The sequence below is a fragment of the Actinomyces howellii genome, from assembly GCF_900637165.1.
In the GTDB taxonomy this organism is placed as follows: domain Bacteria; phylum Actinomycetota; class Actinomycetes; order Actinomycetales; family Actinomycetaceae; genus Actinomyces; species Actinomyces howellii.
Window position 1 is genome coordinate 238,174 of record NZ_LR134350.1, and the last position, 24,861, is coordinate 263,034.

22 protein-coding genes and 1 other RNA gene are annotated in these 24,861 nt (G+C 69.2%); 11 read left to right on the plus strand and 12 right to left on the minus strand.

The genetic code is table 11. From position 1 onward, the window contains the following. Positions 1–29: 29 nt before the first annotated feature. From EL245_RS01070 to EL245_RS01085, 4 genes are all read left to right on the plus strand, one after another. A complete protein-coding gene (locus tag EL245_RS01070) occupies positions 30–248 on the plus strand; it encodes a helix-turn-helix domain-containing protein (protein ID WP_126381290.1) in 219 nt (72 codons plus the stop codon). 92 nt (positions 249–340) lie between these two features. After that, on the plus strand, positions 341–1,060 hold the full coding sequence (locus EL245_RS01075) for a TIGR02391 family protein (protein ID WP_126381292.1): 720 nt from the start codon (positions 341–343) through the stop codon (positions 1,058–1,060). Positions 1,061–1,357: 297 nt separating this feature from the next. After that, a complete protein-coding gene (locus EL245_RS01080) occupies positions 1,358–2,275 on the plus strand; it encodes a hypothetical protein (RefSeq protein WP_126381294.1) in 918 nt (305 codons plus the stop codon). A 52-nt stretch (positions 2,276–2,327) separates the two neighbouring features. Continuing rightward, positions 2,328–2,885 (plus strand): hypothetical protein, encoded by a 558-nt coding sequence (locus EL245_RS01085; RefSeq protein ID WP_126381296.1) that lies wholly within the window; start codon positions 2,328–2,330, stop codon positions 2,883–2,885. A gap of 10 nt (positions 2,886–2,895) precedes the next feature. Here EL245_RS01085 and EL245_RS01090 read toward each other — a convergent pair whose 3' ends face one another. The 3 genes from EL245_RS01090 to EL245_RS13480 all read right to left on the minus strand — a co-directional run bounded on the left by EL245_RS01090 (position 2,896) and on the right by EL245_RS13480 (position 6,087). Continuing rightward, positions 2,896–3,696 carry a transposase family protein gene (locus EL245_RS01090; protein WP_126381298.1) on the minus strand — a complete coding sequence of 267 codons (801 nt, stop codon included), beginning with the start codon at positions 3,694–3,696 and terminating at the stop codon, positions 2,896–2,898. 348 nt (positions 3,697–4,044) lie between these two features. After that, positions 4,045–4,566 (minus strand): helix-turn-helix domain-containing protein, encoded by a 522-nt coding sequence (locus tag EL245_RS13475; RefSeq protein ID WP_232009817.1) that lies wholly within the window; start codon positions 4,564–4,566, stop codon positions 4,045–4,047. Positions 4,567–4,923: 357 nt separating this feature from the next. Continuing rightward, entirely contained in the window at positions 4,924–6,087 is a 1,164-nt protein-coding gene (locus tag EL245_RS13480; protein WP_232009818.1) for an MmyB family transcriptional regulator, read from the minus strand. 128 nt (positions 6,088–6,215) lie between these two features. On the opposite strand from EL245_RS13480, the gene EL245_RS01105 reads away from it, so the two are divergent. Beyond that, positions 6,216–7,106: a Nif3-like dinuclear metal center hexameric protein gene (locus tag EL245_RS01105; protein WP_126381300.1), complete on the plus strand. Its 891-nt coding sequence runs from the start codon at positions 6,216–6,218 to the stop codon at positions 7,104–7,106. Positions 7,107–7,218: 112 nt separating this feature from the next. Beyond that, positions 7,219–7,953, plus strand: a complete 735-nt coding sequence (locus tag EL245_RS01110) for a zinc ribbon domain-containing protein (protein WP_126381302.1) — start codon at positions 7,219–7,221, stop codon at positions 7,951–7,953. 46 nt (positions 7,954–7,999) lie between these two features. Here the strand turns inward: EL245_RS01110 and EL245_RS01115 are convergent, their stop codons facing one another. After that, positions 8,000–8,803: a YaaA family protein gene (locus EL245_RS01115; protein ID WP_126381304.1), complete on the minus strand. Its 804-nt coding sequence runs from the start codon at positions 8,801–8,803 to the stop codon at positions 8,000–8,002. A gap of 59 nt (positions 8,804–8,862) precedes the next feature. On the opposite strand from EL245_RS01115, the gene rnpB reads away from it, so the two are divergent. Continuing rightward, positions 8,863–9,239, plus strand: an RNA gene (gene rnpB / locus EL245_RS01120) — RNase P RNA component class A. 144 nt (positions 9,240–9,383) lie between these two features. Here rnpB and EL245_RS01125 read toward each other — a convergent pair. From EL245_RS01125 to map, 3 genes are all read right to left on the minus strand, one after another. Continuing rightward, positions 9,384–10,559, minus strand: coding sequence for a hypothetical protein (locus EL245_RS01125; protein ID WP_126381306.1), 1,176 nt, complete (start codon positions 10,557–10,559; stop codon positions 9,384–9,386). A gap of 167 nt (positions 10,560–10,726) precedes the next feature. Continuing rightward, positions 10,727–11,782, minus strand: coding sequence for a septum formation family protein (locus EL245_RS01130; protein ID WP_126381308.1), 1,056 nt, complete (start codon positions 11,780–11,782; stop codon positions 10,727–10,729). A gap of 171 nt (positions 11,783–11,953) precedes the next feature. Next, the gene (gene map, locus EL245_RS01135; RefSeq protein WP_126381310.1) at positions 11,954–12,856 is read right to left on the minus strand and encodes a type I methionyl aminopeptidase; all 903 of its coding nucleotides are present in this window, start codon (positions 12,854–12,856) and stop codon (positions 11,954–11,956) included. A gap of 108 nt (positions 12,857–12,964) precedes the next feature. On the opposite strand from map, the gene EL245_RS01140 reads away from it, so the two are divergent. Further along, complete coding sequence (locus tag EL245_RS01140; protein ID WP_126381312.1) at positions 12,965–13,699, plus strand: histidine phosphatase family protein; 735 nt, start codon at positions 12,965–12,967, stop codon at positions 13,697–13,699. Positions 13,700–13,713: 14 nt separating this feature from the next. Here the strand turns inward: EL245_RS01140 and panB are convergent, their stop codons facing one another. Continuing rightward, positions 13,714–14,562, minus strand: coding sequence for a 3-methyl-2-oxobutanoate hydroxymethyltransferase (panB, locus tag EL245_RS01145; protein ID WP_126381314.1), 849 nt, complete (start codon positions 14,560–14,562; stop codon positions 13,714–13,716). A gap of 129 nt (positions 14,563–14,691) precedes the next feature. On the opposite strand from panB, the gene glnA (EL245_RS01150) reads away from it, so the two are divergent. The 3 genes from glnA (EL245_RS01150) to EL245_RS01160 all read left to right on the plus strand — a co-directional run bounded on the left by glnA (EL245_RS01150) (position 14,692) and on the right by EL245_RS01160 (position 20,338). After that, positions 14,692–16,023, plus strand: a complete 1,332-nt coding sequence (gene glnA, locus EL245_RS01150) for a type I glutamate--ammonia ligase (RefSeq protein WP_126381316.1) — start codon at positions 14,692–14,694, stop codon at positions 16,021–16,023. 24 nt (positions 16,024–16,047) lie between these two features. Continuing rightward, the gene (locus EL245_RS01155; protein WP_126381318.1) at positions 16,048–19,632 is read left to right on the plus strand and encodes a bifunctional [glutamine synthetase] adenylyltransferase/[glutamine synthetase]-adenylyl-L-tyrosine phosphorylase; all 3,585 of its coding nucleotides are present in this window, start codon (positions 16,048–16,050) and stop codon (positions 19,630–19,632) included. A 67-nt stretch (positions 19,633–19,699) separates the two neighbouring features. Further along, positions 19,700–20,338, plus strand: coding sequence for a histidine phosphatase family protein (locus EL245_RS01160; RefSeq protein WP_126381320.1), 639 nt, complete (start codon positions 19,700–19,702; stop codon positions 20,336–20,338). 29 nt (positions 20,339–20,367) lie between these two features. On the opposite strand, the gene EL245_RS01165 is transcribed toward EL245_RS01160, so the two are convergent. The 4 genes from EL245_RS01165 to glnA (EL245_RS01180) all read right to left on the minus strand — a co-directional run bounded on the left by EL245_RS01165 (position 20,368) and on the right by glnA (EL245_RS01180) (position 24,779). Then, on the minus strand, positions 20,368–21,153 hold the full coding sequence (locus tag EL245_RS01165; RefSeq protein ID WP_126381322.1) for an amino acid ABC transporter ATP-binding protein: 786 nt from the start codon (positions 21,151–21,153) through the stop codon (positions 20,368–20,370). Beyond that, positions 21,150–22,106, minus strand: coding sequence for an amino acid ABC transporter permease (locus EL245_RS01170; RefSeq protein ID WP_126381324.1), 957 nt, complete (start codon positions 22,104–22,106; stop codon positions 21,150–21,152). The genes EL245_RS01165 and EL245_RS01170 overlap by 4 nt, the downstream gene beginning before the upstream one ends. 83 nt (positions 22,107–22,189) lie before the next feature. After that, entirely contained in the window at positions 22,190–23,119 is a 930-nt protein-coding gene (locus EL245_RS01175; protein WP_126381326.1) for an ABC transporter substrate-binding protein, read from the minus strand. Between the two features lie 235 nt (positions 23,120–23,354). Beyond that, positions 23,355–24,779, minus strand: a complete 1,425-nt coding sequence (glnA, locus tag EL245_RS01180; protein WP_126381328.1) for a type I glutamate--ammonia ligase — start codon at positions 24,777–24,779, stop codon at positions 23,355–23,357. Between the last annotated feature and the right edge of the window lie 82 nt (positions 24,780–24,861).

The following is a 24,861-nucleotide window of genomic DNA, read 5'->3' on the forward strand; positions in this document are numbered from 1 at the left end:
TCAAGTAGCGAGCGGTGAGGCCGTGCCTTGTGGCGATTGGCGATCTCCAGAAGGCGGTAGGAAGGAACCTGCGTGCCTACCGGTTGGAGCTCAGCCTGAGCCAGGAGGCCTTCGCTGACATGCTGGGCGTCCACCGCACCTACATGGGAGGCGTCGAACGCGGCGAGCGGAACCTGACGCTGAAGAGCGTCGAGCGGATGGCCGAGCGGTTGGGTGTGGAGGTGCGGGAGTTGCTGCGGGCGCAGTGAGGGGCCTCGACGGATGAAACGTGACCACAGCGTGACATACTCCGGCCCCAGAGCCACACACCCCACCATGGGAACACCACTATACTGAGGCTATGAAAGCCGAGTGTGCGATCAACGAACTTGAGGCCCTCAAGGCCGAGGCGGCGGCACCAGGGTTTGCCGATAGTGGCGATGTAGTCGATGCCTGGCGTGGGAAGGTTCGGGCGGTTCTAACTGCTGTGGTTGGCGAGCAGGATCACCTAGTTGCGGAGCACGATGCAATAGAATACACGCCTAAATGGAGTGTGGCTGGGGATCGTACGGCTTTTCTCCAGGCGAAGAAGAGAGGCGTAGATAGGTGCTGCAGCAATATCGATGCCGCCATTTATCAATTTTCTCTTATATACAAGAATGAAACTCAACTTCCCGCCGCAGCCGACTACGACCCGGATCTGTGGGTACGCGTGAGTTCACTTGTGGAGCGGGAAGAATGGGATAAAGTTCCAGCCGAAGTTGCAATATTCTTCGAAGACTTGATCCGAAAATGGGCTGGCAATCCCACTGAGAAGAATGGTTCAACTATGGTCGGACAGTCGCTGATGGGGCAAGCATTTGGCAACGATGGCCGCTTACGGCTCGGCGGTCAAAGTAACGAAACCCAGGGGTGGCGCAATCTGGCGGTCGGATTTACGCAGGCAGTTTCCAATGTCGTGAGACACAATACAGTGGAGCGCCATGATGCTAGACAATATGCGATTGGTGTTCTCGGGTTGGCCAGTCTCATTTTAACCCAAGTGAGGTATGAGCATAATGATCTCTTGTCGGGCGTGTGACGCCAGTACTTTCGCAGTACATCGGTACGTGGCTAGCCGCGATGCGGCCTCAAGCGCGCCGAGATCGTTTTGTCGGGTTCTGTCGGTAGGGTTGAACCTAGTGTGGTCGAACGACTCGCAGAGCCTTACTGCCGGACTGTCTGCGTGCACACGTCTAGAAGAGCCTGTATTCCTGTGTGACCCTAAAGGCAATTGAGCTGCATCCTCAGTCTTGATGAAAGGGTAGCGACTAGGAAAATGGACACTTTTGAAGCAGCTCGCCATCGTGTTGAGCGAGCGAGAACTCACTCTAACGAGATGATCGAGCATTGGAACGAGTTTCTTGAATCACATCCTTTCGACGTTCATCTAAAACGTACTAGTGCCACCGAATATGTTCTCGAGTTCGAGCAACTCGAAGAACTTCCCCTAGAACTCCCTGTGCTGTTCGGCGAGTGGCTTTACAATCTTCGATCTGCTCTCGATTATACGATCTGGGCGGCAGCCACATATGCAGCCGGAAGATTCCCGCCTCCAAATCAAGGTCGCCTTCAGTATCCCATCTGCGACACAGAGGATTCCTGGAGGCGGACTGTCTCGAAGTTGTCTGTTTTGCCGCCACATCATCTCGATATGTTGAAGAGAATGCAGCCATTCGCATCTGATCCCGATGCTAACTACTTGGGGTGGATAAATCGATTGGCTCGGATTGATAGACATCGACACTTCACTGCCTGGACTGCGCGAGTGGCTATCGCAGAGCCGATCGCTCAGATCCCAAGCGGGGTTAAGCCGAAGTGGGAATGGGGTGAGAGACTGTTCAGGGCCGGAAGTTGTTATTTGGCTAGGATGACCTTTCCCGACAAGATTTCGGCCGAAGGCGTACTGGTCAACCCTAGGGTAGGGATCGATCCTGAAGTGACCGAATGGGGACAGTCGCCTTTCTGGTCGAAAATTAGTTTCGACGAGCGCATTCGCAAAATGATGCTATTTGTGTCGGCTGAGATCGATACATACGATTATGATTGTACTGGAAGAGATAAAGCGCGGGCGATGTTGACCGATGAGTTTGTTTCCCAAAGCGATCAACGCCGTGCTCGAGTTTTCAAGACGCCCCGAGTCCCCGGTAGATCTGAGGTTAGTTGGACTTCCGCAGACCCAAGTCGCAGCGGCTCGTCCTGGGCGGATTTCGTTGGCGTCGGTTTTCCTGCAGATGGTCCTGGTGTAGCTCGATAGATGCAGTGAAGCCCTGTGTCGCGCTAGACCCGCCTACCCGAATGCTTTTCTCATGCTTGATACTCTTGTCAGTCTGGCAACCTTAGCTGGTGCTGTTCCTGTAGTTGTCGCAGCCACCGTCTTTCTGGGCAAGACCCTCCCTGCGTATTTCAATACTCCTGGCGGGCTGCGCCTCGAGGTAATGCGGGCAGTAGGTGATATCGGTTACTTCGTGCGAGTCACCAATTACAGTTCGGTGGAGTGCCACATTGAGTACATTGGCGTTATGCGCGCCGGCTTCCGCCCCTTCTGGCCTCCTTGGGTGCGCACCGTTCGTCGCATCAGCGCCAAGAGGAACTCGGTCGAATCCCTGAGTAGATGCACGATTGGAGTCGCCGAGAAATATACTCTATCGAGCGGAAAAAGTCTGTTGCTTCAGGTTCCGCGACCACTCGACTTGGAGGCGACGGCTTCGGAATCGTTGATTAGAGAGTATCAGGTGCTCGTTGATCGTGACGCCTCATGGCGCCGCGCACATGGAGGACCCGTATCGGTAGTTCCCTACGTTCGTCTATCGGCGGGCAACGTGGTGCTTGGAAAGAAGGTGATTTTCGATAAAGAAATACAGTGAGCCTTTCTCATCAGAGGAGGCCGTTGTTCAGGTTGAGGATGACCAGGGCGGTGGCGGTGATTTTGGTGATGGTGGCTGGGTCGAGGGTGACTCGTTTGAGGGCCTTGAAGCCCTTGAGCAGGGCGTTGGCTCTCTCGGCCGGGGCTCGCAGGTGGGCCTGGACCTGGTTGTAGGAGCGTGCCCCGGTGTCGGGATTGGAGCCCTTGACGGGCGTCTTGATGCCGATGCCGGCGCCCGCGTATCCCTTGTCGGCCAGCGTGGGCGTCCCGCCTGCGGCTGCCGGGTACAGGGCCGGCAGCACATGGGTGCGGGCGGCGGTGATGTCGTGGGTGGAGCCGGGCTCGACCGGTGAGGTCCACACCGGGTAGCCGGTGTGGTCGGTCAGGACCTGGATGTTGCCGCCGAAGGCCTTGTGCTTACCGGAGTACCACAGGTGGTATCCGGTAGCGGGGTCACGTGCGGCGACCCGGTCGGTACGCACCAGCGTGCCGTCCAGGCACACGAACGGCACGCCCTTGTCCTTCAGGCCACGTAGCACCTCGGGCAGGTCCGGTGCCTTTGAGGAGACTACGTCCAGGGCCTCGTGCAGGTACCGGTAGGCGGTAGCGGGCCAGACCCTCGCGTCGCGGGCTATGGCGGTCACGGCCGGGGCCTCGATCAGCCAGCGCAGCAGCATGATCGCCTGGGTCCGGCTGGTGGCGGCCCGCTGCCAGGGCCGCACATCATGGCGGCGGCGGTGGGCGGCGATCCAGCGGGAGACGGTGCGGGCAGTAGTCACGGGGACGTCGAGGGTGGCACGATAGGACAGCACGCGGAGCCTCTTTCCGGGCTTGGTTCTCTTGGTCGAGACACATGCTGCCGGAAGGCTCCGCGTGCACCCACCAACAACACGCCCACCTTCCCGCACCACCCCAACGATCCCAGCACCCGCCCCCCCCTTAGCCCTGGTGAGAAAGGCTCAGTGTCTAGCAATGGCATCATGCAGTTGTGGACACTCTCCCACTCAACACGAGGGTCGCGAGAAACCGAGATTGGCGGCGAAGATGTCCTTCTTAGCGCACTGTCAAGAGTGCGGATGTTCACGATATAGGGAAGTTGGCGAACAGCTGGCGATTGATTAGGGGACGAGAGGACCCTGCTCCCTGTTGTTCTTTCAGCATCAGTTAGTGTGGAGCGGTTCATTGAGATGCTTCCGCACCGTTCCACGGTCGAAGCCGAGCACTAGCCCGATCTCGATCAGAGTCACACCCTGGGAGAACATCTCCTCGGCTCTCTGGCGATCCTCGTTCGAGAATCGATGCCTGCCTTGTTGTGGTGGACTGTGCCGCTTGCGCCAGATGGCGCGTACTGTCCCTTCGTGGACGCCGTGGCGCGTGGCGACCTCGCGGGCGCTGAGACCGCTGTCGGCGAGGCGACGGATCTGCTCCCGGGACTGAGGTGGCAGAGGTCGGTTGCGGGGGTTCGTGATGCGGTGAACGGTCTCGTCGGGTGCTCGCGCAGGACTGCTGGCCGACTCAAGCTCCTCGTGCACGCCAGCGCGGGGCTGCTCGATGGGTACCGCATCCAGACGATCGTTACTATGAGTTGAACCACTAGGATCGGCGTCCTCGTCACCGATCAGGCTGTCCCGCAACCGCAACAGGGGTGCCCACTTGTTCGTATCAAGCTCGCCCAGGCGCACGATCAACCTCGGGATACCGCGCGACCTGGCGATGGCCGCCGGGTTCGTACCCTGTGCGTCGACATCGCACTGAAGAGGTGCGGTCGCGGTGCACGAGGTACGAACACGAGGCGAAGCCTGAGGGCGGTGGGGCCGGTCAGGACCAGGGGGTGGTGCTGAATTGATCCGACGCAGCACCCCACCGCCACGACCTACTGTAGCGCCTCCTCGGCTCTCCCAGGAGTCCTGTGCCCGCTGTCCCGCGCCGGCTCGACGATCGCCAGCCCACGGCCCGCGCCTCCGGTGAGGAGGACTTATCGTCGCGGAAGGGGGCGGTGGCTGTCGCCGCTGTGGCGGGCGTCGCCCGACCGGCACGACTCAGCCCGCGCAGGCCCAGACCTCGAGCCGCTGCATGGCGCTGTGGGCGGCAGAGCCGGGGGAGGGGGTGTAGACGACGACCTGAGCGCCGTCGTCCTCCTCCAGCATCCGGAAGGGCAGCGTGACCTGGCCGATGAACGGGTTGAAGATGGTCTCCTCCCCATGGGAGGAGCGCCGCGGAAGCCCCTCGTCGAGCCACATCCGGCAGAAGGCGCGGCTGCGCGCCGTCAGGTTGCCCACGACGCCCAGCAGGTCGGCGTCCTCGGGGTGGGTGTCGACCGCCGCCCGGAGATCGGCCAGGGCGCGGGCGGTCACCGCTTCCCAGTCGGGCCAGAACCCGCGCGCAGTCTGCTCATCGAGGAAGGCGAACTCCAGCAGGTTCGGCTGGTGGTTGAAGCGTCCACCCCACTCCAGGACCGGGGCGTAGAGAAGCCGGCACGGACGGTTGGCCGCCAGCAGGTTCATCGAGCGCGATCGCAGGAAGGCCGGCATCTCGAAGGACTCCAGCAGCTGACGGGTGCTCGCTGAGTCCTGCTGGGAGCCGCCCGTGCTCCCCGTACCCGGACCCTGCGTGCCGGGCGCCGCGCTCCGGGCAGGACCGGGGGAGAGGGGCGGCAGGGCCGCAGGCCCGGTGGGCGCGGACGAACCGACGCCTGGTGCACTGGAGCGCACCTGGCCCGTTCGGGAGGCGCCGGGCGCCTCCTGGGCGGAGGAGGGGGCCTGTGCCGTGCCCGGGACGGGCTCCTGCCCGCCGCCGAGGGGCTCGCTGCTCGGGGCCGCGGCGGCACGCACCTGGTCGGCGAGGGACGGAGAGGCCGGTTGGGCGGGTGAGGGGGGCGCGGCGTGGCGGCCCCGGTCGGCGGGATAGGAGTCCTCGAGCAGCTCGGCCAGGCGCTCACGCTCCTGCCGGGTCAGGGCCAGGACGTCGGCCAACAGCTCCTGGACGCGCGTGTCCGGAGCGTGCCCCAGCAGCCCCCGCTCCAGGTCCGTGTAGTACTGGGTGTCGACGCCGAGCAGCCGAGCGATCTCGTCGCGGCGCAGGCCCGGGATGCGTCGACGTCGTGGACTGACCCCGGGCAGTCCGGCCATGAAGGGCGTGATCGCGGCACGGTGCTCGGTGAGGAAGTTGCGTAGGTCGGTGGGAGACGTGAGTCCTCGACGCATGCACCCACCCTATGAGACATCGAGGTGTTTCGTTGTCAATTTGTGACCTATGTCGGTGTGCCTGCGGGCTCACACCCTACCGCGTCTGCCGCTCCAGACGACCGAGGGCGTCGACTAGCCTGGTGCCCATGAGCCAGACCGGAGGCGTGTCCCCGCCCACGAGCACCGGGCCGGCCCCACAGGCCGGATCCCCAGCCCTGACCGTTGGTGAGGTCGAGGACCTTCTGCGCAGCGTCGCACCACCGGACCTCGCCGAGTCCTGGGACTCCAACCGCCTCATCTGCGGGGACCCCGCCGAGCCGGTGCGCACCGTCGTCCTGGCCGTCGACCCGGTGGCCGCCGTCGTCGACGAGGCGATCGAGCACGGCGCAGACATGGTCATCACCCACCACCCCCTCTACCTGCGCGGCACCGACCACGTGAGCGCAACCGATCCCAAGGGGCGGGTCGTCCACCGCCTCGTGCGCGCCGGGATCGCCCTGGCCAACGCGCACACGACCCTCGACTCGGCGCACGGAGGGGTCGCGGACGCCCTGGCGGCACTCGTCGGGCTCGAGGACACCACCCCCCTCGTGCCCCACCCGTCGGACCCCTCACAGGGCATCGGCCGGGTCGGCCGCCTGCCGGCTCCCACCACGCTCCTCCAGCTCGCCCGTGCCGTCGCCCAGGCGCTGCCCGACTCCGTCCCCGGGCTGCTCCTCGGAGGCGATCCGCAGGCCACCGTGACGACGATCGCGGTCTGCGGCGGGGCCGGCGACTCCCTTCTCGGCGCCGCCCGCGACCGCGGCGCAGACGTCTTCCTCACCGCCGACCTGCGCCACCACCCGGCCGGGGAGCACCTCGAGGCCGGCAGGCCGTACCTGCTGTGCGGCACCCACTGGGCGACCGAGTGGGTCGGGCTGCCGCCCCTCGCCCGAGCCCTCGAGGCAGGGGCCGGAGCCAGGGGACGTACACTCCAGGTGCACGTCTCCCGGACCGTCACCGACCCCTGGGCGCTGCGCCTGAACACCGGGACCTGACCACACGGTCCCGTACCACCGCAGGTGAGTCCGGGTCCGCCGGACGAGACCCACGAGACCCCACGACACCGCCACCCGACAGCCAGCACCCAGCCAGTGAAGGACACCCGCCGTGACGAGCGCACCCATCACCGAGCAGCGACTGCTCATCGACCTCCAGCAGCTCGACTCCCAGCTGGCGCGGCTGGGCCACGAGCGGGCTCACCTGCCCGCCCTGTCCCACATCGAGCACACCATCAAGCGCCTCAAGGACAACAAGCGTGCCGCCGTGCTCGCCGCCGCCGCCCTGACCGACGCCAGGGCTGAGGCCACCCGCGCCGAGACCGAGGTCGACCAGGTCGTCCGCCGGGCACAGACCCTGCGCGAGCGCTTGAGCGCCGGAACCGCCGCCGCCCGGGACCTGTCGGCCATCCAGGGTGAGATCGACCAGCTCGGGCGCCGTCAGGCGGTCCTGGAGGACAAGCAGATCTCCGCCATCGAGTCGGTCGAGTCCGCTCAGGCCCAGGTCGACGAGCTCGCCGCCCAGGAGCAGGAGATCCGTGCGGCCGGCAGGGAGCTCACTGCCGTCCGCGACACCGAGTTCGCCCGGATCGACGCCGAGACCGCCGCGCTGCGCGCACGCCGTGACGAGCTCGTCGCTCGGATCAGCCCCGCGCTCCTCGAGGAGTACGAGGCCGTGCGGGCGCGCACCGGGGGCCTGGGCGCGGTCGCCCTGCACGACCGGCGCCTCGAGGGCGCTGCCATCGAGATCAGCCCCGCCGAGCACGCCCGCATCGCCGCAGCACCGGCGGACGCGATCATCCACGCCGAGGAGAACGACGTCATCATCGTGCGCATGGACATCTGAGGCGCGGCCCGCCGATCTCATCGGGTGACCAGACGGTCCAGACGGTTCAGACCACCAGCGTGAGCACCCGCCGGCCCCGCCGGTCGGGTACGTCGAGCTCGACGCCGCGCAGGCCGGGCACCTCCTGCGCCACGGTCGCGACATCCTCCGCAGACGCCCCCTGCCTCAGGCCTCCTCCTCCCAGCACCTCGATCAGGCGGCCGGTAAGCAGCCCCCGGGAGTGCTTGGCGGCGTGCGACACGACCGCACGGGTGCCGTCCGGGCGGTCCGAGACCACCCTGACCGCGACCAGCTCGACACCTGCGTCAGCCGGCGGACGCCACGCGGGGGAGTAGGCACCCGAACGGCAGTCGACGACCAGGCCGGAGCGGCGGGCCCTGTCGTCGAGGACGCCCGCCACCGGACGGCGCCAGAACGAGGACAGGCGACCGGTACCAGGAAGCGACACCCCCATGGACAGGCGGTGGTCCGGGACGGGGTCGGTCGGGCGGAGAACCCCCCACAGGCCCGAGAAGATGACAAGGCTGCGCTCGAGCGCCTCCCGCGTCGCAGGCTCCGCCGCCAGGGCGGTCAGCCGCGCAGCGTCGTACAGGACACCGGCGAACAGGTCGTGAGCCGGTGCGCACGGGGCCCGGTCCAGCACCAGGTTGAGCCCCGCCTCAGCCGCGCTCCTGGGTCCCAGGCCCAGGACCTGCGCCGCCTGCGGCCCGGCGCTCACCTCCGTCAGCGCCTCGATGACGCGTCGTCGTCGGGAGGAGAGCAGCTCGGCCCCCAGCAGCACGGACAGGTCGAGGGGCGGACCGGCCGCCGGAGGTCTCTTGCCCTCGCTCGGAGGAAGGAGGATGAGCACGCACCGATGGTACGCGCCGGGGATGACCACGGCGCGGTGCGTTAGGATCGGGACGCGGACGAGCCGACCGGGCGGCCGCGGCGTCCCTGGGTGACCAGGGGTCGAGGAACGTCCGGGCTCCACAGAGCAGGGCGGTGGCTAACAGCCACCCGGGGTGACCCGCGGGACAGTGCCACAGAGAACAGACCGCCAGCACACGCTGGTGAGGGTGAAACGGTGGGGTAAGAGCCCACCAGCGCGACGGGTGACCGTCGCGGCTCGGTAAACCCCGTCCGGAGCAAGACCGCACAGCAGGCGTTCGAGGGCTGCTCGCCCGAGCCTGCGGGTAGGTCGCGTGAGGCCATCGGCAACGGTGGCCCAAGATGGATGGTCGCCGCCGCCCAGGACCGGTAACGGTGGGCGGTAACAGAACCCGGCGTACAGGTCGGCTCGTCCGCCCCGACGACCCTGTCGCGCAGCGCCGCGACACCGAGGACACCGAGGACACCGAGGACGGCGCCCTCCCAGGTTCCTCCCTGGGGGGCGCCGTCCTCGTCGTGCTGCTCCTGGCGGCGCCGACGACGCCGCAGGCCAGCGGACCTCACTTCGCGGACATGTACATCTCCGTGCTGCCGTAGAAGGCGGTCACGGCGAAGGCGCCGGAGTTGGCCAGGTTCTCGTCGACAAGGAAGGTGATGTAGCCCTGAGCCTTGCCGCCGTCGCGCGGCATGTCCTGCTCCTTGAACTCGTCGGGGCTCATCGAGTACTCGGCCTCGACGCTGTTGCCGCCGTTGACGTAGTCGACGCTCAGGTCGTAGGAGCTGAACTGTCCCGTGCCGTGGTAGGTGACCTCGACCAGGACGCGCAGGTAGACCTTGCCGGCAGGCGGCTCCGTGTAGAGGGACTCATAGCCCGCGGACGCCAGGGCCTGCTTGAGCGACTCCCCACCGTTCCAGTTGATCTCCCCGAAGCTGACCTCGATCGAGGCATTCGGGTCGGTGCTGTACTCGCTGGCCTTGAAGGTCAGGATGTCCGTCGCGGGATCGGCAGGGTTGGACTCCGAGTAACCCCGATCCGAGCTCGAGCTGGGCTCCTGCTCACCGGGCGCCGCCGACGGCTCCTCCGACGACTCCTCCGACGGCGCGGGGGCCTCCGTGGAGGTCGTCGACCGCGTCGTCGTGCGGCTGCCGGAGCTGGACTCCGAGCCTCCGCCGCCGGCCAGGAGCGCCACGATGGCGATGATGATGATGACGGCGACCCCGGCGATGATCGCCCACAGCCACCACTGCTGCGTCAGCGGCTTGGAGCCCCCCGGCCCCCCGGGCCCGGGCACAGGGGCGCCGCCCTGCCAGGTTCCTGTGGGCGGCACCTGGCCGCCACCAAGCGGTGCGCTGTGATATGGCGTCGGCGCCTGTGCGTAGTCGCCTCCCGAGTAGGGCGCGGAGGAGGATGCCGAGCCCACGACCGGCGCCGAGGTCCCGATGGGCGCGGAGGTCGCCGAGTAGTCGCCCGCGGGCGCTGAGGCCGACTGTCCCGTCGGGTCGGCCACTGGGGACGAGCCCGTCGACACCGCCTGCGTGGGAGCCCACCCGGCGTCGGGCGCCGAGGCTGCCTGCGGGGCCGAGCCGGAGCCAGGGCTCGTCGCGGAGTCCTCGACCCAGAGCTGCCACCCCTCGGGCGCGGGTCCCCACGCGGGGTCGGGCTGCCAGCCAGCCGGGGGGTTGAATCCTTCGGGCGGGGCAGGCCAGTTCGGCGGGGGGTTGAAACGCAGGGCCATGAGGAACCTCCGGAAAGACGATGAGACGGACAGGCGACGCGTCGCGCAGGCCGGTCACGAATGTACACGGCTTGTGGGCCGAGGCACATGCCTGCGGACATGCTCGGACGGGTAGTTCAACCCGTGGCGGGCGGCCCGTGACCGCGGCCGGCCCGAACCACGGCGACCTACTTCGCCGTCCCTCTGGCCGACCCGACGAGCTCGGTGTCGTCCATGCTGGCGATGAGGCACTTGAGGGTGCGGTCGCCCAGGGCCCACGAGGTCTCCTTGGGGCTGAGCGTCGTGATGCCGTAGGACGAGTAGGCGTACTCGATCCCGACGTACTCGTTGAAGGCGGGCAGGCATGCGTCCTGTGCGTACTGATCCATCGTCGCCGAGTCGGGCAGGGAGGCGTCGGTCAGGGTGTGGAGCAGGAAGACCTCGTAGTTGTGAGGCTCGGCACAGTCGACGACCTCGACGGTCGACACCACGGTTGCGGACGTGTCGGTGACGACGCAGTCCCCAACCGCCAACTCGGTGGTGTGCTTCGTCGTGCCCGTCGGCGTTGGCGTCGGCGTCGGCGCCGCGGTCGTCGGGCCGGCGGTCTTGGTCCCCAAGGAGCTGCCGCTGGGGGTCTGGGTCGGCTCCTGGGTCGTGGGGACCTCGGGCTCGGAGGTGCGGGTGGCCACCCCGGTGGGGGAGCCGGAGTCGTTGCTGGTCAGGGCCACGACGAGAGCGATGACGAGGATGACCGCCACTCCTGCGATGAGCGCCCAGAACCACCACTTCCTGGTCACGGGAACGGATGCCGCCGCCGCGGGGGCCCCGCTCACCGGCTGCCACTGCCCCTGAGGGGGGTAGGTGCTGGTCTGGGCCTGGTAGGGGGTCGGCGACTGGGGGTAGGCCGCGGGCTGGGCCTGGTAGGGAGCCTGCGACTGGGGGTGGACCCCGGGCTGGGCCTGGGGGTGGCTCGTGGCCGCGTAGGCCCCCGCGACCGCCGCAGAGCCGACCGACGGGGCGGAGGGCTGGGTCGGCACGGCCTGTGTGGGTGCCCAGCCGGCGTCGGGGGCCGAGGGCGCCTGGGGCGCTGAGCCGGTTCCCATGACGGCGGTCGGCTCCTCGACCCACAGCTGCCAGCCGTCGGGCGCGGGGCCCCACTCCGGGTCGGGCTGCCATCCTGCCGGAGGGGTGAATCCCTCGGGTGGGGCGGGCCAGTTCGGCGGTGGGTTGAAACGCAGAGCCATGGGGGCCTCCGGGATGAGTGGTCGGGAGCGGGTGCGGCGACAAGCGCCCTCAGTCGGCTGAATGTATACGGTGGGAGCCGACATGTCCCACTCGGTGACATGGTGGTTGCCAGGGCGTCGGGGCTGGTCCGCGCCGTCAGCGTCATGACGCCCCGGTCGGGTGCCAGGTTCTCAGGGCAGGGTGAGTACCTCGGCGCCGTCCTCGGTGACGACGAGGGTGTGCTCGAACTGCGCGGTCCGGGAGCGGTCCCGCGTCACCACGGTCCACCCGTCGTCCCACTGCTCCCAGTCGACACCGCCCAGGGTGAGCATGGGCTCGATCGTGAAGACCATGCCCACCTCCATGACCTCGTCGTGCAGGGGAGCGGAGTCGTAGTGGGGGATGATGAGGCCCGAGTGGAAGGCCTCGCCCACGCCGTGACCGGTGTAGTCGCGCACGACCCCGTAGTCGAAGCGCCGGGCGTAGGCCTCGATGACCCGTCCGATGACGTTGACCTCCCGTCCGGGGCGCACCGCGCGGATGCCGCGCTCCATGGCGGTACGGGTGCGGGAGATGAGCAGGGCGGTCTCCTCGTCGACCTCGCCCACCGGGAAGGTGGCGTTGGTGTCACCGTGGACGCCGTCGAGGTAGGCGGTCACGTCCAGGTTGATGAGGTCGCCGTCCTTGAGCACGGTGGAGTCCGGGATGCCGTGGCAGATCACCTCGTTGACCGAGGTGCAGATCGACTTGGGGAAGCCCATGTAGCCCAGGCAGGAGGGGTAGGCGCCGTGGTCGCACAGGTACTCGTGGGCGATGCGGTCGAGCTCGTCGGTGGTCACCCCGGGGGCGATCGCGCTGGCCGCCTGAGCCAGCGCGCGCGCTGCGAGCCGGCCGGCGGCACGGATGCGCTCGACGGTCCCGGGGTTCTTGACGTCGGAGGCGGTCACCCGCTCAGGACCGTCGTGGAACATGTACTCGGGGCGGGGGATCGAGCCGGGGACCTTCCGCGGCGGCCCCACCTCGCCCTTGGTCAGCGTCCCGCGCGGCGCGCGGTCGGCCAGGGCTGTCATGGACGAACTCGTGGACGAACTCATGGCCACAGCATAGGAGCGTGTGGTCGGTCCGGGAGGCGGCAGGTCCTCGCCTTGACATGACGCCGCCGATCCGCCCCGGTGACCGGGCTCCTGTCATACGATGGCCATATGGCGAAGATCCACTTTGTGCGACACGGTCGCACCGTCCTCAACGAGCTGCGTCGCACCCAGGGTGCCGCCGACTCCCCGCTCACCCCCGAAGGACGCAAGGGGGTGGAGGTCTGCCGGGACCATCTCGCGCAGACCCCCTTGACCAGGGCCTACCTCAGCCCGCAGGGCCGTGTCCAGGAGACCGCCTCGATCCTCCTGGAGCCCCACCCCGAGGTCGTGCCGGTCAACCTCATCGGGCTGCGGGAGTACAACTACGGCATCTACGACGGCGGACCCGACCCTGAGATGCACGCCGCACTGCCCACCGAGGAGCACCTGCCTCCCGTCCTGACCGGCACCCACCCCGGCGCGCCCGAGGGGATCCACGCGCGCGACTACCTGGCCGACATCGACGGGGCGATCGCCCGGGTCGTGGCCGACCTGCGTGCGGCGGCCGCGCAGGGGGCCGCCCACGACGGCGAGGAGGTGCTCGTCGTCTCCCACGGCATGACGATCATGACGATCATGAGCCGGTGGATCGGCCTGGAGGTCTACGGCTGGGCCCCGATGGCCAACTGCGCGATCACGAGCGTCGAGGTCGACCCCACCGCTCCCGACGGCTCGCCCACGCTCATCCGCTGGGCCTACGACCCCGCGGACCAGGGAGTGACCTTCCCGTCCAAGGACATCACCTCGGCCTTCGAGGGCATCGTCCCGGTCCCGATCGACTGGGAGCACCCCGAGGGCCTGTGACCCGGGGGTCGTCCTCAGGAGCTGAACCAGTGCTCCGCTGCCGGGAAGGAGCCGTCCCGGACGGCGGTGCCGAAGGATCGTGCCGCCTCCCGCAGCGCCTCCCCGACCTGGCCGAAACGCGCTGCGAAGCGGGGTGACCACTCCGACATCCCGGCCATGTCCGTCCACACGAGGACCTGGCCGTCGCACCGGGCGCCGGCGCCGATGCCGATGATCGGCACCGGGCACTCGCGGGTGATCCGGGCACCGACCGGCTCGGGCACCATCTCGACGATGAACGCGACGGCGCCGGCCTCCGCCAGGGCGAGGGCGTCGGCCACGAGGCCCTCGGCGGCGTCGTCGCCTCGTCCCTGGACCCGGTAGCCGCCGAGCGCGTTGACCGACTGCGGGGTGAATCCGATGTGTCCGAAGACCGGGATGCCCGCCTGGCTGATGAGGCGCACCGACTCGCTGCGCACGCTGCCGCCCTCGAGCTTGACGGCGTGCGCGCCGGCCTTGACCAGCCTGACGGCGTTGGCCAGCGCCTCGTGCGGACCGGACTCGTAGCTGCCGAAGGGCAGGTCGGCGAGCACGAGCGCCCGCTCGGTGGCCCGGGCCACCGAGCGGGTGGCCACGAGCATCTCCTCCATCGTGACCGGCAGTGTGGAGCCGTGGTCGAGCATGACGTTGCCCATCGAGTCCCCGACGAGAAGCACGTCCGTCCCGGCGCTGTCCAGGATCCGCGCGGTGACGGCGTCGTAGGCGGTGAGCATGACGATCTGCTCGCCGCGGGCCTTAGCCTGTGACAGGTGGTGGACCCTCACCCGGGCCTGTCCGGCCAGGGTCGAGCGGGCGCTGGTGTCTGAGGAGCCGGTGGTCGACATGCCGTCCAGCCTAGATGATCGGCTCAGTGCTCCCGCGGTGGGGTGACGCAACGCGCATGACACCAAGACGGTGCATGATGGGGGCACGGCGCGGGCAGGAGGCGCCACCGACCTGGGAGGGCATCGCCGATGGACAAGCAGCAGGAGTACGTGTTCCGCGCGATCGAGGAGCGCGACATCCGCTTCATCCGGCTGTGGTTCTCCGACGTCCTGGGTCAGCTCAAGTCGGTGGCCATCGCCCCGGCCGAGGTCGAGGGGGCCTTCGAGGAGGGCATCGGCTTCGACGGCTCGGCCATCGAGGGCCTCACCCGGGTCTTCGAGGCCGACATGCTCCTGTCCCCGGACCCCTCGACCTTCCAGATGCTCCCGTGGCGCAACGGCACCAACGGGGTGGCCCGCATGTTCTGCGACGTCCTGACCCCCGACGGCGAGCCGGCCCGGACCGATCCCCGCGCCGTGCTCGAGCGCCAGCTGGCACGTGTGGCCGACGCGGGCTTCACCTGCTACGTCCACCCCGAGATCGAGTTCTACCTCGTCAAGCGCGACGAGGCCGGCAGGATCCAGCCCACCGACTACGCGGGGTACTTCGACCACGTGCCAGGGGGCACGGCCCATGAGTTCCGCCGTCGGGCCTGCCTCATGCTCGAGCAGATGGGCATCTCGGTGGAGTTCTCCCACCACGAGGGTGGCCCGGGCCAGAACGAGATCGACCTGCGCTTCGCCGACGCCCTGTCCATGGCGGACAACATCATGACCTTCCGTGCGGTCGTCGAGGAGGTCGCCCTCCAGGAGGGCTGCCTGGCGACGTTCATGCCCAAGCCCTTCGTCGACCAGCCGGGCTCGGGGATGCACACCCACTTCTCCCTGTTCGAGGGCGACCGCAACGCCTTCTACGACCCCTCCGGCCAGTACCAGCTCTCCTCGACCGGCCGGTCCTTCATCGCCGGCCTGCTCCGCCACGCCAACGAGATCTCGGCGGTCACCAACCAGCACGTCAACTCCTACAAGCGGCTGTGGGGCGGTGGGGAGGCCCCCAGCTACGTGTGCTGGGGGCACAACAACCGCTCAGCCCTCGTCCGGGTGCCTATGCACAAGCCGGGCAAGGGCCAGTCGGTCCGGGTCGAGTACCGCTCCCTCGACCCTGCGGCCAACCCCTACCTGGCCTACGCCGTCATCCTTGCCGCGGGCCTCAAGGGCATCGAGGAGGGCTACGAGCTGCCACCCGAGGCCGAGGACGACGTGTGGGCGCTGACCGAGGGCGAGAGGCAGGCCCTGGGCATCGGCGCCCTGCCGACCTCGCTCAAGAGCGCCGTGGCGGCGATGAGCGGGTCCGACCTCGTGGCCGACACCCTGGGCGAGGCGGCCTTCGAGTTCTTCATGCGCAACAAGCGCCGGGAGTTCATGGCCTACGACGCCCAGGTGACCGACTACGAGATCAACCAGTTCTTCCCCCGGTCCTAAGAAGCGCGAGGAGGGGACGACCGCATGACCGAGCGCATCGACCCCTGGTCCGGGCCTCGGCGGGGCAGCCCGCGCAGCCGCCTGGCGCGCGCCGGCTTCGCCGAGCTCGACAGGGCCCGGGCCTGCCTGGCCGACCCGGCCCTCGACCACTGGCTGCCTGCTGCGGGGGGTAGCCAGGGCTCGCCGGGTCCTGACGGGCGGCTGGGCCCCGCAGGTCCCGGTTCCCGGGGCGGCCCCCACTTCGACCCGTCGCGCTCCCGTCTCGTCGAGGAGCTGGCGGCCACTGCCGACCCGGACCTCGCGCTGCTCACCCTCGTGCGCCTGGCCGGTGCGGTCCACGGGGTGGGCGGAGGGCCCCGGCGTGTCCTGGGCGAGCTCCTCGCCTCCCTGGCCTGCGGCTCCCCTCCTGGTCCGCCGGAGCCGGTCGGTGGGCAGGCCCAGGGCGAGGCGGAGGACGAGGAGCCGGACACGACGTCGGACAGGACGTCGGAGCAGGTCCCCCTGACCCACCTGCGTCGGCTCCTGGCGGTCCTGGGCTCGTCCCGGGCCCTGGGGGACTTCCTCGTGTCCCACCCCGAGTGCCTCGACTCCCTGTCGCCGCTGCGGGCTGTCGACGCCCCCGGTGAGCCGACGATCGCCCATGCCCTGGGCCGGGCGGCCAGCCTGGCCCTGGCCCGGGAGGGGGAGGTGCCGGTGCGGCGGGCAGCCGAGGAGGCCACGGCGGCCGTGCGGGTCGCCTACCGCGAACGCCTCCTGGCGGTCGCGGCCGACGACCTGACCAGCGACGACCCGGCGGCGCACATGGTGATCGTCGGCGAGCGCATGACCCAGCTGGCCGACGCCGCCATCGAGGCCGGCCTGCAGATCGCTCGCGCCGTCGTCGGGCCCGCGGCCCGGCGCACCGCCCTGGCCGTCATCGCCATGGGCAAGGCCGGGGCGCGCGAGCTCAACTACGTCTCGGACGTCGACGTCGTCTACGTCGTGGGACCGGCCCGAGGCGCCCAGGTGCCCGAGGACGAGCTCGTCGCAGTCGGCTCCGAGCTGGCCTCCGAGCTCGCCCGGGTGACCTCGGCCACCGCCCTCGAGCCGCCGCTGTGGCCGCTGGACACGGCGCTGCGGCCCGAGGGCAAGGACGGTGCCCTCGTGCGCACGCTGGCCTCCCACCTGGCCTACTACGAGCGCTGGGCCTCCTCGTGGGAGTTCCAGGCCCTGCTCAAGGCTCGTGCCTGCGCAGGTGACAGGGATCTGGGAGCCGCCTACGAGGAGGGGATCTCCCCCTTCATCTGGTCGGCCTCGACCCGGGAGAACTTCGTTGACGACGCCCGTGCCATGAGGCGCCGGGTGGAGAACGAGTCACGACGTCTGGGTGCCGACGACCGGCGCATCAAGCTCGGCCCCGGCGGGCTGCGCGACGTGGAGTTCACCGTCCAGCTGCTCCAGCTCGTCCACGGCCGCGGCGACGAGCGCCTCCACGTGCGCTCGACGCTCGACGGCCTCGAGGAGCTGACGACGGGGGGCTACGTGAGCCGCAGCGCCGCGGGAGTGCTCGGCGACTGCTACCGGACGCTGCGCCTGCTCGAGCACCGCTGCCAGCTCTACGGCCTGCGGCGTACCCACGAGCTGCCCTCGGCTCCCGAGGCGCTGCGCCGGATCGGCCGCGGGATCGACCGCCACACCCTGGGCGACCCCGAGGCGCTGTGGGCGACCTTCACCGCGGTGCGCCGCCAGGTGCGGGCCCTGCACGAGGAGATCTACTACCGTCCGGTGCTCACCGCCGCGGCCGCCCTGACCGACGAGGAGATGACCCTGAGCCCAGAGGCGGCCCGGGCGCGGCTGGCCGCGGTGGGCTACCTCGACCCCGACGGCGCCATGCACCACATCCAGGCCCTCACCGAGGGGGTGAGCCGGCGAGCCGCGATCCAGCGCCAGCTCCTGCCGGTCATCATCGGCTGGCTCGGGCAGGGGCCCGACCCCGACAACGGTCTGCTGTCCTTCCGCCGGCTCTCGGAGTCCATCGGCGGGTCACACTGGTACCTGGGCATGCTGCGCGACTCCTCCTCGGCGGCCCGCCGTCTGTGCCAGGTGCTGTCGGGGGCTCCGTGGACCTCCGACCTCGTGGCCGAGCTGCCCGAGTCGGTCACGTGGCTCGATGACGACGCCGAGCTCGTCCCGCGCCCCGCGCAGGCCCTGCGCTCGGAGGTCGAGCACGTCCTGAGCCGCCGTGCCCTGGACGCCCCGGACCCCGGCGGGCTGGAGGAGCAGGCCGTCGAGGCCGTCAGAGCCGTCGCCAGGGTGCGCACCCGCGAGCTCATCCGCGCTGCCCTGGCCGACTCCCTGGACGGCATCGACCCGGTGCGCACCGCGCGGATGCTCACCGACGCGACCGACGCCGTCCTGGGTGGCGCCCTGGAGGTGGCTCTCGCACTTGTCGTGGCTCAGCGCGACGGCGCTCCCGCGGTGCCCGGGGCGGTGGCGGGCGCCACCGCCCGCCACGCCGTCGTGGCCATGGGCCGCCTGGGAGGCGAGGAGGTCACCTACGCCTCGGACGCTGACGTGCTGTTCGTTCACGAGCCGGTCAGGGGAGCAGACCCCGACTCCGCGGCCGCCGAGGCGGAGTCCGTGGCCCGGTGGACGGTACGCCTGCTGGTCCAGGCCCGCCCCCACGCCCTCGACGTCGACGCCGACCTGCGTCCCGAGGGCCGTCAGGGGCCGATGAGCCGCTCCCTGGCCTCCTACGCCCGGTACTACCGGAGGTGGGGGGCGGTGTGGGAGCGGCAGGCGCTGCTGCGGGCGCGTCCCTGCGCCGGGGACGAGGACCTGGGCAGGGCCTTCACCACGCTCATCGACCCCCTGCGCTGGAGCAGCCAGGGCCTGGACGACGCCGGGGTGCGGGAGATACGCCGTCTCAAGGCCCGCATGGAGGCAGAGCGCCTTCCGCGCGGAACCGACCCCGCCCACCACCTCAAGCTCGGGCCGGGAGGACTGTCCGACGTCGAGTGGTGCGCCCAGCTCCTCCAGCTCGCTCATGCCGCGACCGTGCCGGCGCTGCGCTCGACCTCGACCGTCGAGGTGCTCGAGGCGGCCGCGGGGGAGGGCCTGATGAGCGCTGACGACGCCGGGCGCCTCGTGGCGGCCTGGGTCCTGGCCTCCCGGGTGAGGGCGGCCAACGTGCTGAGCACCGGTCGGGACCGGGGGGCGAAGGTCGACGTGCTGCCCTCGCGGCTGCGCGAGATCCGGCTCGTCGGCAGGCTCCTGGGCATGGAGCCGGGGCGGGAGCGGGACCTGGAGGACGTCTACCGCCGCACGGCCCGTCACGCTCGGAACGTGGCCGAACGGGTCCTGTTCGGTGAGGAGCGCGCCGAGGCCCCTGGTGGGCGAGCCATCGGCACCCCTGCTCCGCCCTCGCCGGCCGGGACCCGATCGGCAGGACCCCAGGGAGCCCCCGGGTCCTCCCGGGCAGACCGGTCCGCCGGGGCACGCCCCCCGGTCGGGGCGCCCGGCGCCTCCCGCGGGGGACAGGCCCCTCACCGCGCGGGATCCTCGGCCCCGACTCGCCCGCCGCGCCGCGGTCCCAGGCCTCAGGCCCCCGGGCCCTACCCCTGGTCATGACGCACGCCGGGAGCCCCGGCCGACCCTGCGGCGTGCCCTGGCGGCAGGCTCCTGGCAGGATGAGGCCGTGAAGCTCATCCTCGTGCGCCACGGGCGCACCCTGTCCAACGTCGCCGGTGCCCTCGACACCTCCCTTCCCGGTCTTCCCCTTGACGCCGTCGGCCTCGAGCAGGCCGGATCCCTGCCCGGTCGTCTGTCCGCAGCAGGCCACCTCGAGGCGATCGGCTCGCTGTGGGTCTCCCCGATCCTGCGGGCCCGCGAGACGATCGCCCCGATCGAGCAGGCCACGGGACTGGTCGCCCAGGTGCGCTCGGGCCTGCGGGAGGTCCTGGCCGGGGAGATCGACATGAACACCGACGCCCGGTCCGTGCGCTGCTACACCGACACGACCCGCTCCTGGATGGTGGGTCGCACCGGCGCGCGCATCCCGGGCAGCCCCGAGGACGGGGCGGAGACCTTCGAGCGCTTCAACGGCGTCATCGAGGAGATCGAGGCCGTGACCGCGCAGGCGGACCCCGAGGCCAGCGCGCTGGTCGTCGCCCACGGCACGGTGCTGCGCCTGTGGGTCGCGCTGGCCACGGCGGGGGTCGACCCCGCCTGGGTGGCCGAGCACCCCATGCGCAACACCGGCATCACGGTCGTCGACGGTGATCCTCACTCGGGCTGGCGGCTGGTCGACTGGAACGAGGGCGACTGGAGCGCCTGAGCCCGCCGGGTCAGGGGCCCGACCGACCCTCAGAGCACGGAGTTGAGGAAGGCCCTCGTGCGCTCGTCCCGGGGGTTGTCGATGACCTCGGCGGGGTGCCCGGACTCACGGATGGCCCCGCCGTCCATGAAGACGAGCTGGTCGCCGACCTCGCGGGCGAAGCCCATCTCGTGGGTGACGACGACCATCGTCATGCCCGAGGCAGCCAGGTCCTTCATGACCCGCAGGACCTCGCCGACCAGCTCGGGGTCGAGGGCGGAGGTCGGCTCGTCGAAGAGCATGAGCTCGGGGTCCATGGCCAGTGCCCGGGCGATGGCCACGCGCTGCTGCTGGCCTCCCGAGAGCTGGGAGGGGTAGAAGTCGACCCTGTCGGCAAGGCCCACGCGATCGAGCAGCTCCAGGCCCCTGGCCCTGGCCTCCGCCTTGGGTGTCCGGCGCACCTGCACCGGGGCCTCCATGACGTTCTGGATGGCCGTCATGTGGGGGAAGAGGTTGAAGCGCTGGAAGACCATCCCGATCTTGGAGCGCTGGGCGGCCCGCTGCCGGTCGCTCAGGGCGTGGAGCTCGACGTGCCCGTTGCGCCTGACCTCGCGCATGCCGATGAGCTCGCCGTCGACGCGCACGCGCCCCGCGTCGATCGACTCCAGCTCGTTGATGCAGCGCAGGAGGGTCGACTTGCCCGAGCCCGAGGGGCCCACGAGGACCGTGACGCTGCCGGCCGGGACGGTCAGGTCCACCCCCCGCAGGACGTGGTTCTCACCGAAGAACTTGTGCAGGCCGGTGATCTCGACCTTCGGTGTTGTGCTGACGCTCACGGCGTGACCTCCTGGAACGGGTCGACCTTGGTCGTGTGGGAGTCGAGGATGGCCTGCTGACGGGCCGACATCCCCCGGCGCTTCCTGCTCGCGCTCCTCGCCCCGTCAAAGCCGCGCCCGTAGTAGCGCTCGATGTAGTGCTGGCCGACCATGAGCACCGAGGTGATGATGAGGTACCACAGCGCCGCGACGAGCAGCAGCGGAACAGGCTGGAAGAGGCGGCTGCCGGCGGAGTTGGCCACGAAGGTCAGCTCCTTGGTGAAGGGGACCGCCAGGACCAGGGAGGTGGTCTTGAGCATCGAGATCGTCTCGTTGCCGGTCGGCGGGACGATGACCCGCATCGCCTGGGGCAGGATGATGCGCCACATGATCCGCCCCTTGCTCATGCCCAGGGCCTGGGCCGCCTCCCGCTGACCGGGGTCCACCGAGTTGAGGCCCGAGCGCATGATCTCTGAGAGGTAGGCGCCCTCGTTGAGTCCCAGGCCCAGGATGGCGGCGAAGGCGCCGGTGAACAGCTCGCGGGTGGAGAAGGTGAAGAACTCCGGTCCGAAGGGGACACCCAGGCTCAGCCGGTTGTACAGCGCGGGCATGAGCCCCCAGAACACGAGCTGGGTGTAGACAGGGGTGCCGCGGAAGAACCACACGTAGAAGTAGGACACGACCCGCAGCACCGGGTTCTCGCTCTGACGCATGACGGCGGTGACCGAGGCCAGGATGATACCCAGGGCCATCGCCGCCACGGTCAGGATGAGCGTCCATCCCACGGCCCGGACCACCTCGTCGTAGCGGAAGTAGAACCACACGGTGTCCCAGCGCAGGTTCGGGTTGGTCACGAGCGCGTGCAGGAACATGGCGGCGAGCACGGCCACGACGAGCGCCGAGATCCAGCGTCCGGGATGGGGCACGGGACGTACGTTGTTGAGCTCGACGGGAGTGTGCTTGTGGGAGAGCATGGGGCCTCCTCGGGGTGATGGGCTGGTCGTCGCGGCCCGCAGGGCCGTCGGCGTCGTGCAGGGACGTCCGGTCCGTGGCCGGGTCAGACGGCCGGGTTGATCTCGGCGGTCGTCAGCGCCTGGGAGGTGTCGATGCTCCAGGTCTCGAGGATCGCGGTCCAGTGACCGTTGTCCATGAGGTACTGGACGGCCTGCTGGACCGCCTGGGCGGTGGCGTCGTCACCCTTGGCCACGACGATGCCCTGCGGGGCGGCGTCGATGACCTCGCCGACGACCTCGACGCCGCCGTTGGTCTGGATCTGGGCGTAGCCGGCCACGGTCGCGTCGGCGAACACGGCGTCGAGGGTGTTGCCCGCCAGCGCGTTCGTCGCATCGGTGTTCTTCGTGTACGACTTGGAGGAGATGGCGGGCTTGCCCGCGGCGACGCAGTCGGCCGAGTAGGCGTCCAGGGCGTCGGCCTGGGCGGTGCCGGTCTGGACGCCGATGGTCAGGCCGCACAGGTTGAGGGGGTTGGACGGGTCGATGCCCTCGGGGTTGCCGCGCGGGACGTTGAACTGGGAACCGACGTTGATGTACGAGACCATCGTCGCCGCCTCCATCCGCTCGGCGGTGATCGTGAAGGAGGAGATCCCCAGGTCGTAGGTGCTGCCCACTGCCGGGATGATCGAGTCGAACTCCGCGTGCTCGGTGACGGCCTCCAGGCCCAGCACGGCGGCGATGGCCTTGGTCAGGTCGACGTCGTAGCCCACCGGCGTTCCCTGCCCGTTGCGGAACTCCGCGGGGGGGTAGTCGGTTGAGGCACCGACGGTCAGCTTGCCGTCGCCCGCGACGGACTCCGGCAGGAGGGCGGCGATCTCCTCCTGCGTGGTGATGGCCGAGGTGTCGTAGGCGGGGATGGAGGCCGCGCCCGAGGCGGCGGCGTTGCCCTCGATGTCGGAGGCGCTCGTGCAGCCTGTCAGGGCCAGGGCGGAGGCGAGGACCAGGCCCAGGAGGGGTGATGTCGTGCGCTTCATGGATGACTCCTGTGTCGATGAGGGCAGGCGCTCGAGTGGGCGGGATATGCGGTCCGGCTCGCCCAGGTGTGAAGGATAGCTGGTCACGTCAAGCGGAATGCGTCATCGTCCTCGGCAAGGTGGTTCGCACGTGCTTGAGGACGGTCCCTGGGCGGTCCGCTCAGGGCACCGACGGCGGCGGCCCGGCGAGGGGTGCTCGCCGGGCCGCGGTGCGTGCGCCGGTGGGAGGGCCGGCTCACAGGCTGTAGTAGAGCTCGAACTCGTAGGGGTGCGGACGCAGGCGCAGGGGGGCGATCTCGTTGGTCCGCTTGTAGTCGATCCAGGTCTCGATGAGGTCCGGGGTGAACACGTCGCCCTCAGTGAGGTAGTCGTGGTCGGCCTCGAGTGCGTCAAGCGCCTGGTCGAGGGAGAAGGGGAGCTTGTCGATGTCGTGGTACTCCTCAGGAGCGAGCTCGTAGAGGTCCTTGTCGATGGGCTCGCGGGGCTCGATGCGGTTGCGGATGCCGTCGATGCCGGCCATGAGCACCGCCGAGAAGCACAGGTAGGGGTTGCTCGAGGGGTCAGGCACCCGGTACTCCACGCGCTTGGCGTTGGGCGACGAGCCCGTGACCGGGATGCGGATGCAGGCCGAGCGGTTGCGCGCCGAGTACACGAGGTTGACAGGCGCCTCGAATCCGGGCACCAGGCGGCGGAAGGAGTTGACCGACGGGTTGGTGAAGGCCAGCAGGCTCGGGGCGTGGGCCAGGATGCCCCCGATGTACCAGCGCGCGATGTCAGAGAGCTGACCGTAGCCGCGCTCGTCGAAGAACAGCGGCTTGCCGTCCTTCCACAGCGAGTGGTGGCAGTGCATGCCCGAGCCGTTGTCTCCGAAGATCGGCTTGGGCATGAAGGTGGCGGTCCGCCCCTGGCGCCAGGCCTCGTTCTTGACGATGTACTTGAACTTCATCATGTCGTCGCCCGCGGCCAGCAGCGAGTTGAAGCGGTAGTTGATCTCCTGCTGACCGGCGGTTCCCACCTCGTGGTGGGCGCGCTCGATGACCAGGCCGGCCTCGAGGCAGGTGGCCACCATGGCGTCACGGATGTCAGCCATCTGGTCGTTGGGGGAGACCGGGAAGTACCCGGCCTTGAACGCGGTCTTGTAGCCCTTGTTCCCGCCGTCCTCCGCCCGGCCGGTGTTCCACGCGGCCTCGGCGGAGTCGATGGCGTAGCGGGTCGAGGCGGGGGTCGTCTCGTACTCGATGGAGTCGAAGAGGTAGAACTCGGCCTCGGCCCCGATGTAGCAGGTGTCGGCGATCCCGGTCGAGCGCAGGTACTCCTCGGCCTTGGCGGCGATCGATCGCGGGTCGCGTGAGTAGACCTCGTCGGTGAAGGGGTCGACGATCGAGAAGTTGATGACGAGGGTCTTGTGCTCGCGGAAGGGGTCGAGGAAGGCCGTCGTGACGTCCGGGATGAGCTTCATGTCGGACTCGTGGATCGCCTGGAAACCGCGGATCGATGACCCGTCGAACATGAGCCCCTCGGTCAGGGCGCTGCCCTTGAAGGCCGCCACCGGGATGGTGAAGTGCTGCATGACGCCGGGAAGGTCACAGAATCGCACGTCGACGAGCTCGATCCCCTCCTCATCGATGTAGGCCAGTGCCTCCGAAGCATCCTTGAACATGAGGTTCCTCCAACGGGGTGTCCGTGATGTGCGGCGCCCGGCGTCAGCCGTGCGTCGGGATGAACCATAGGCCGTCGCCGTG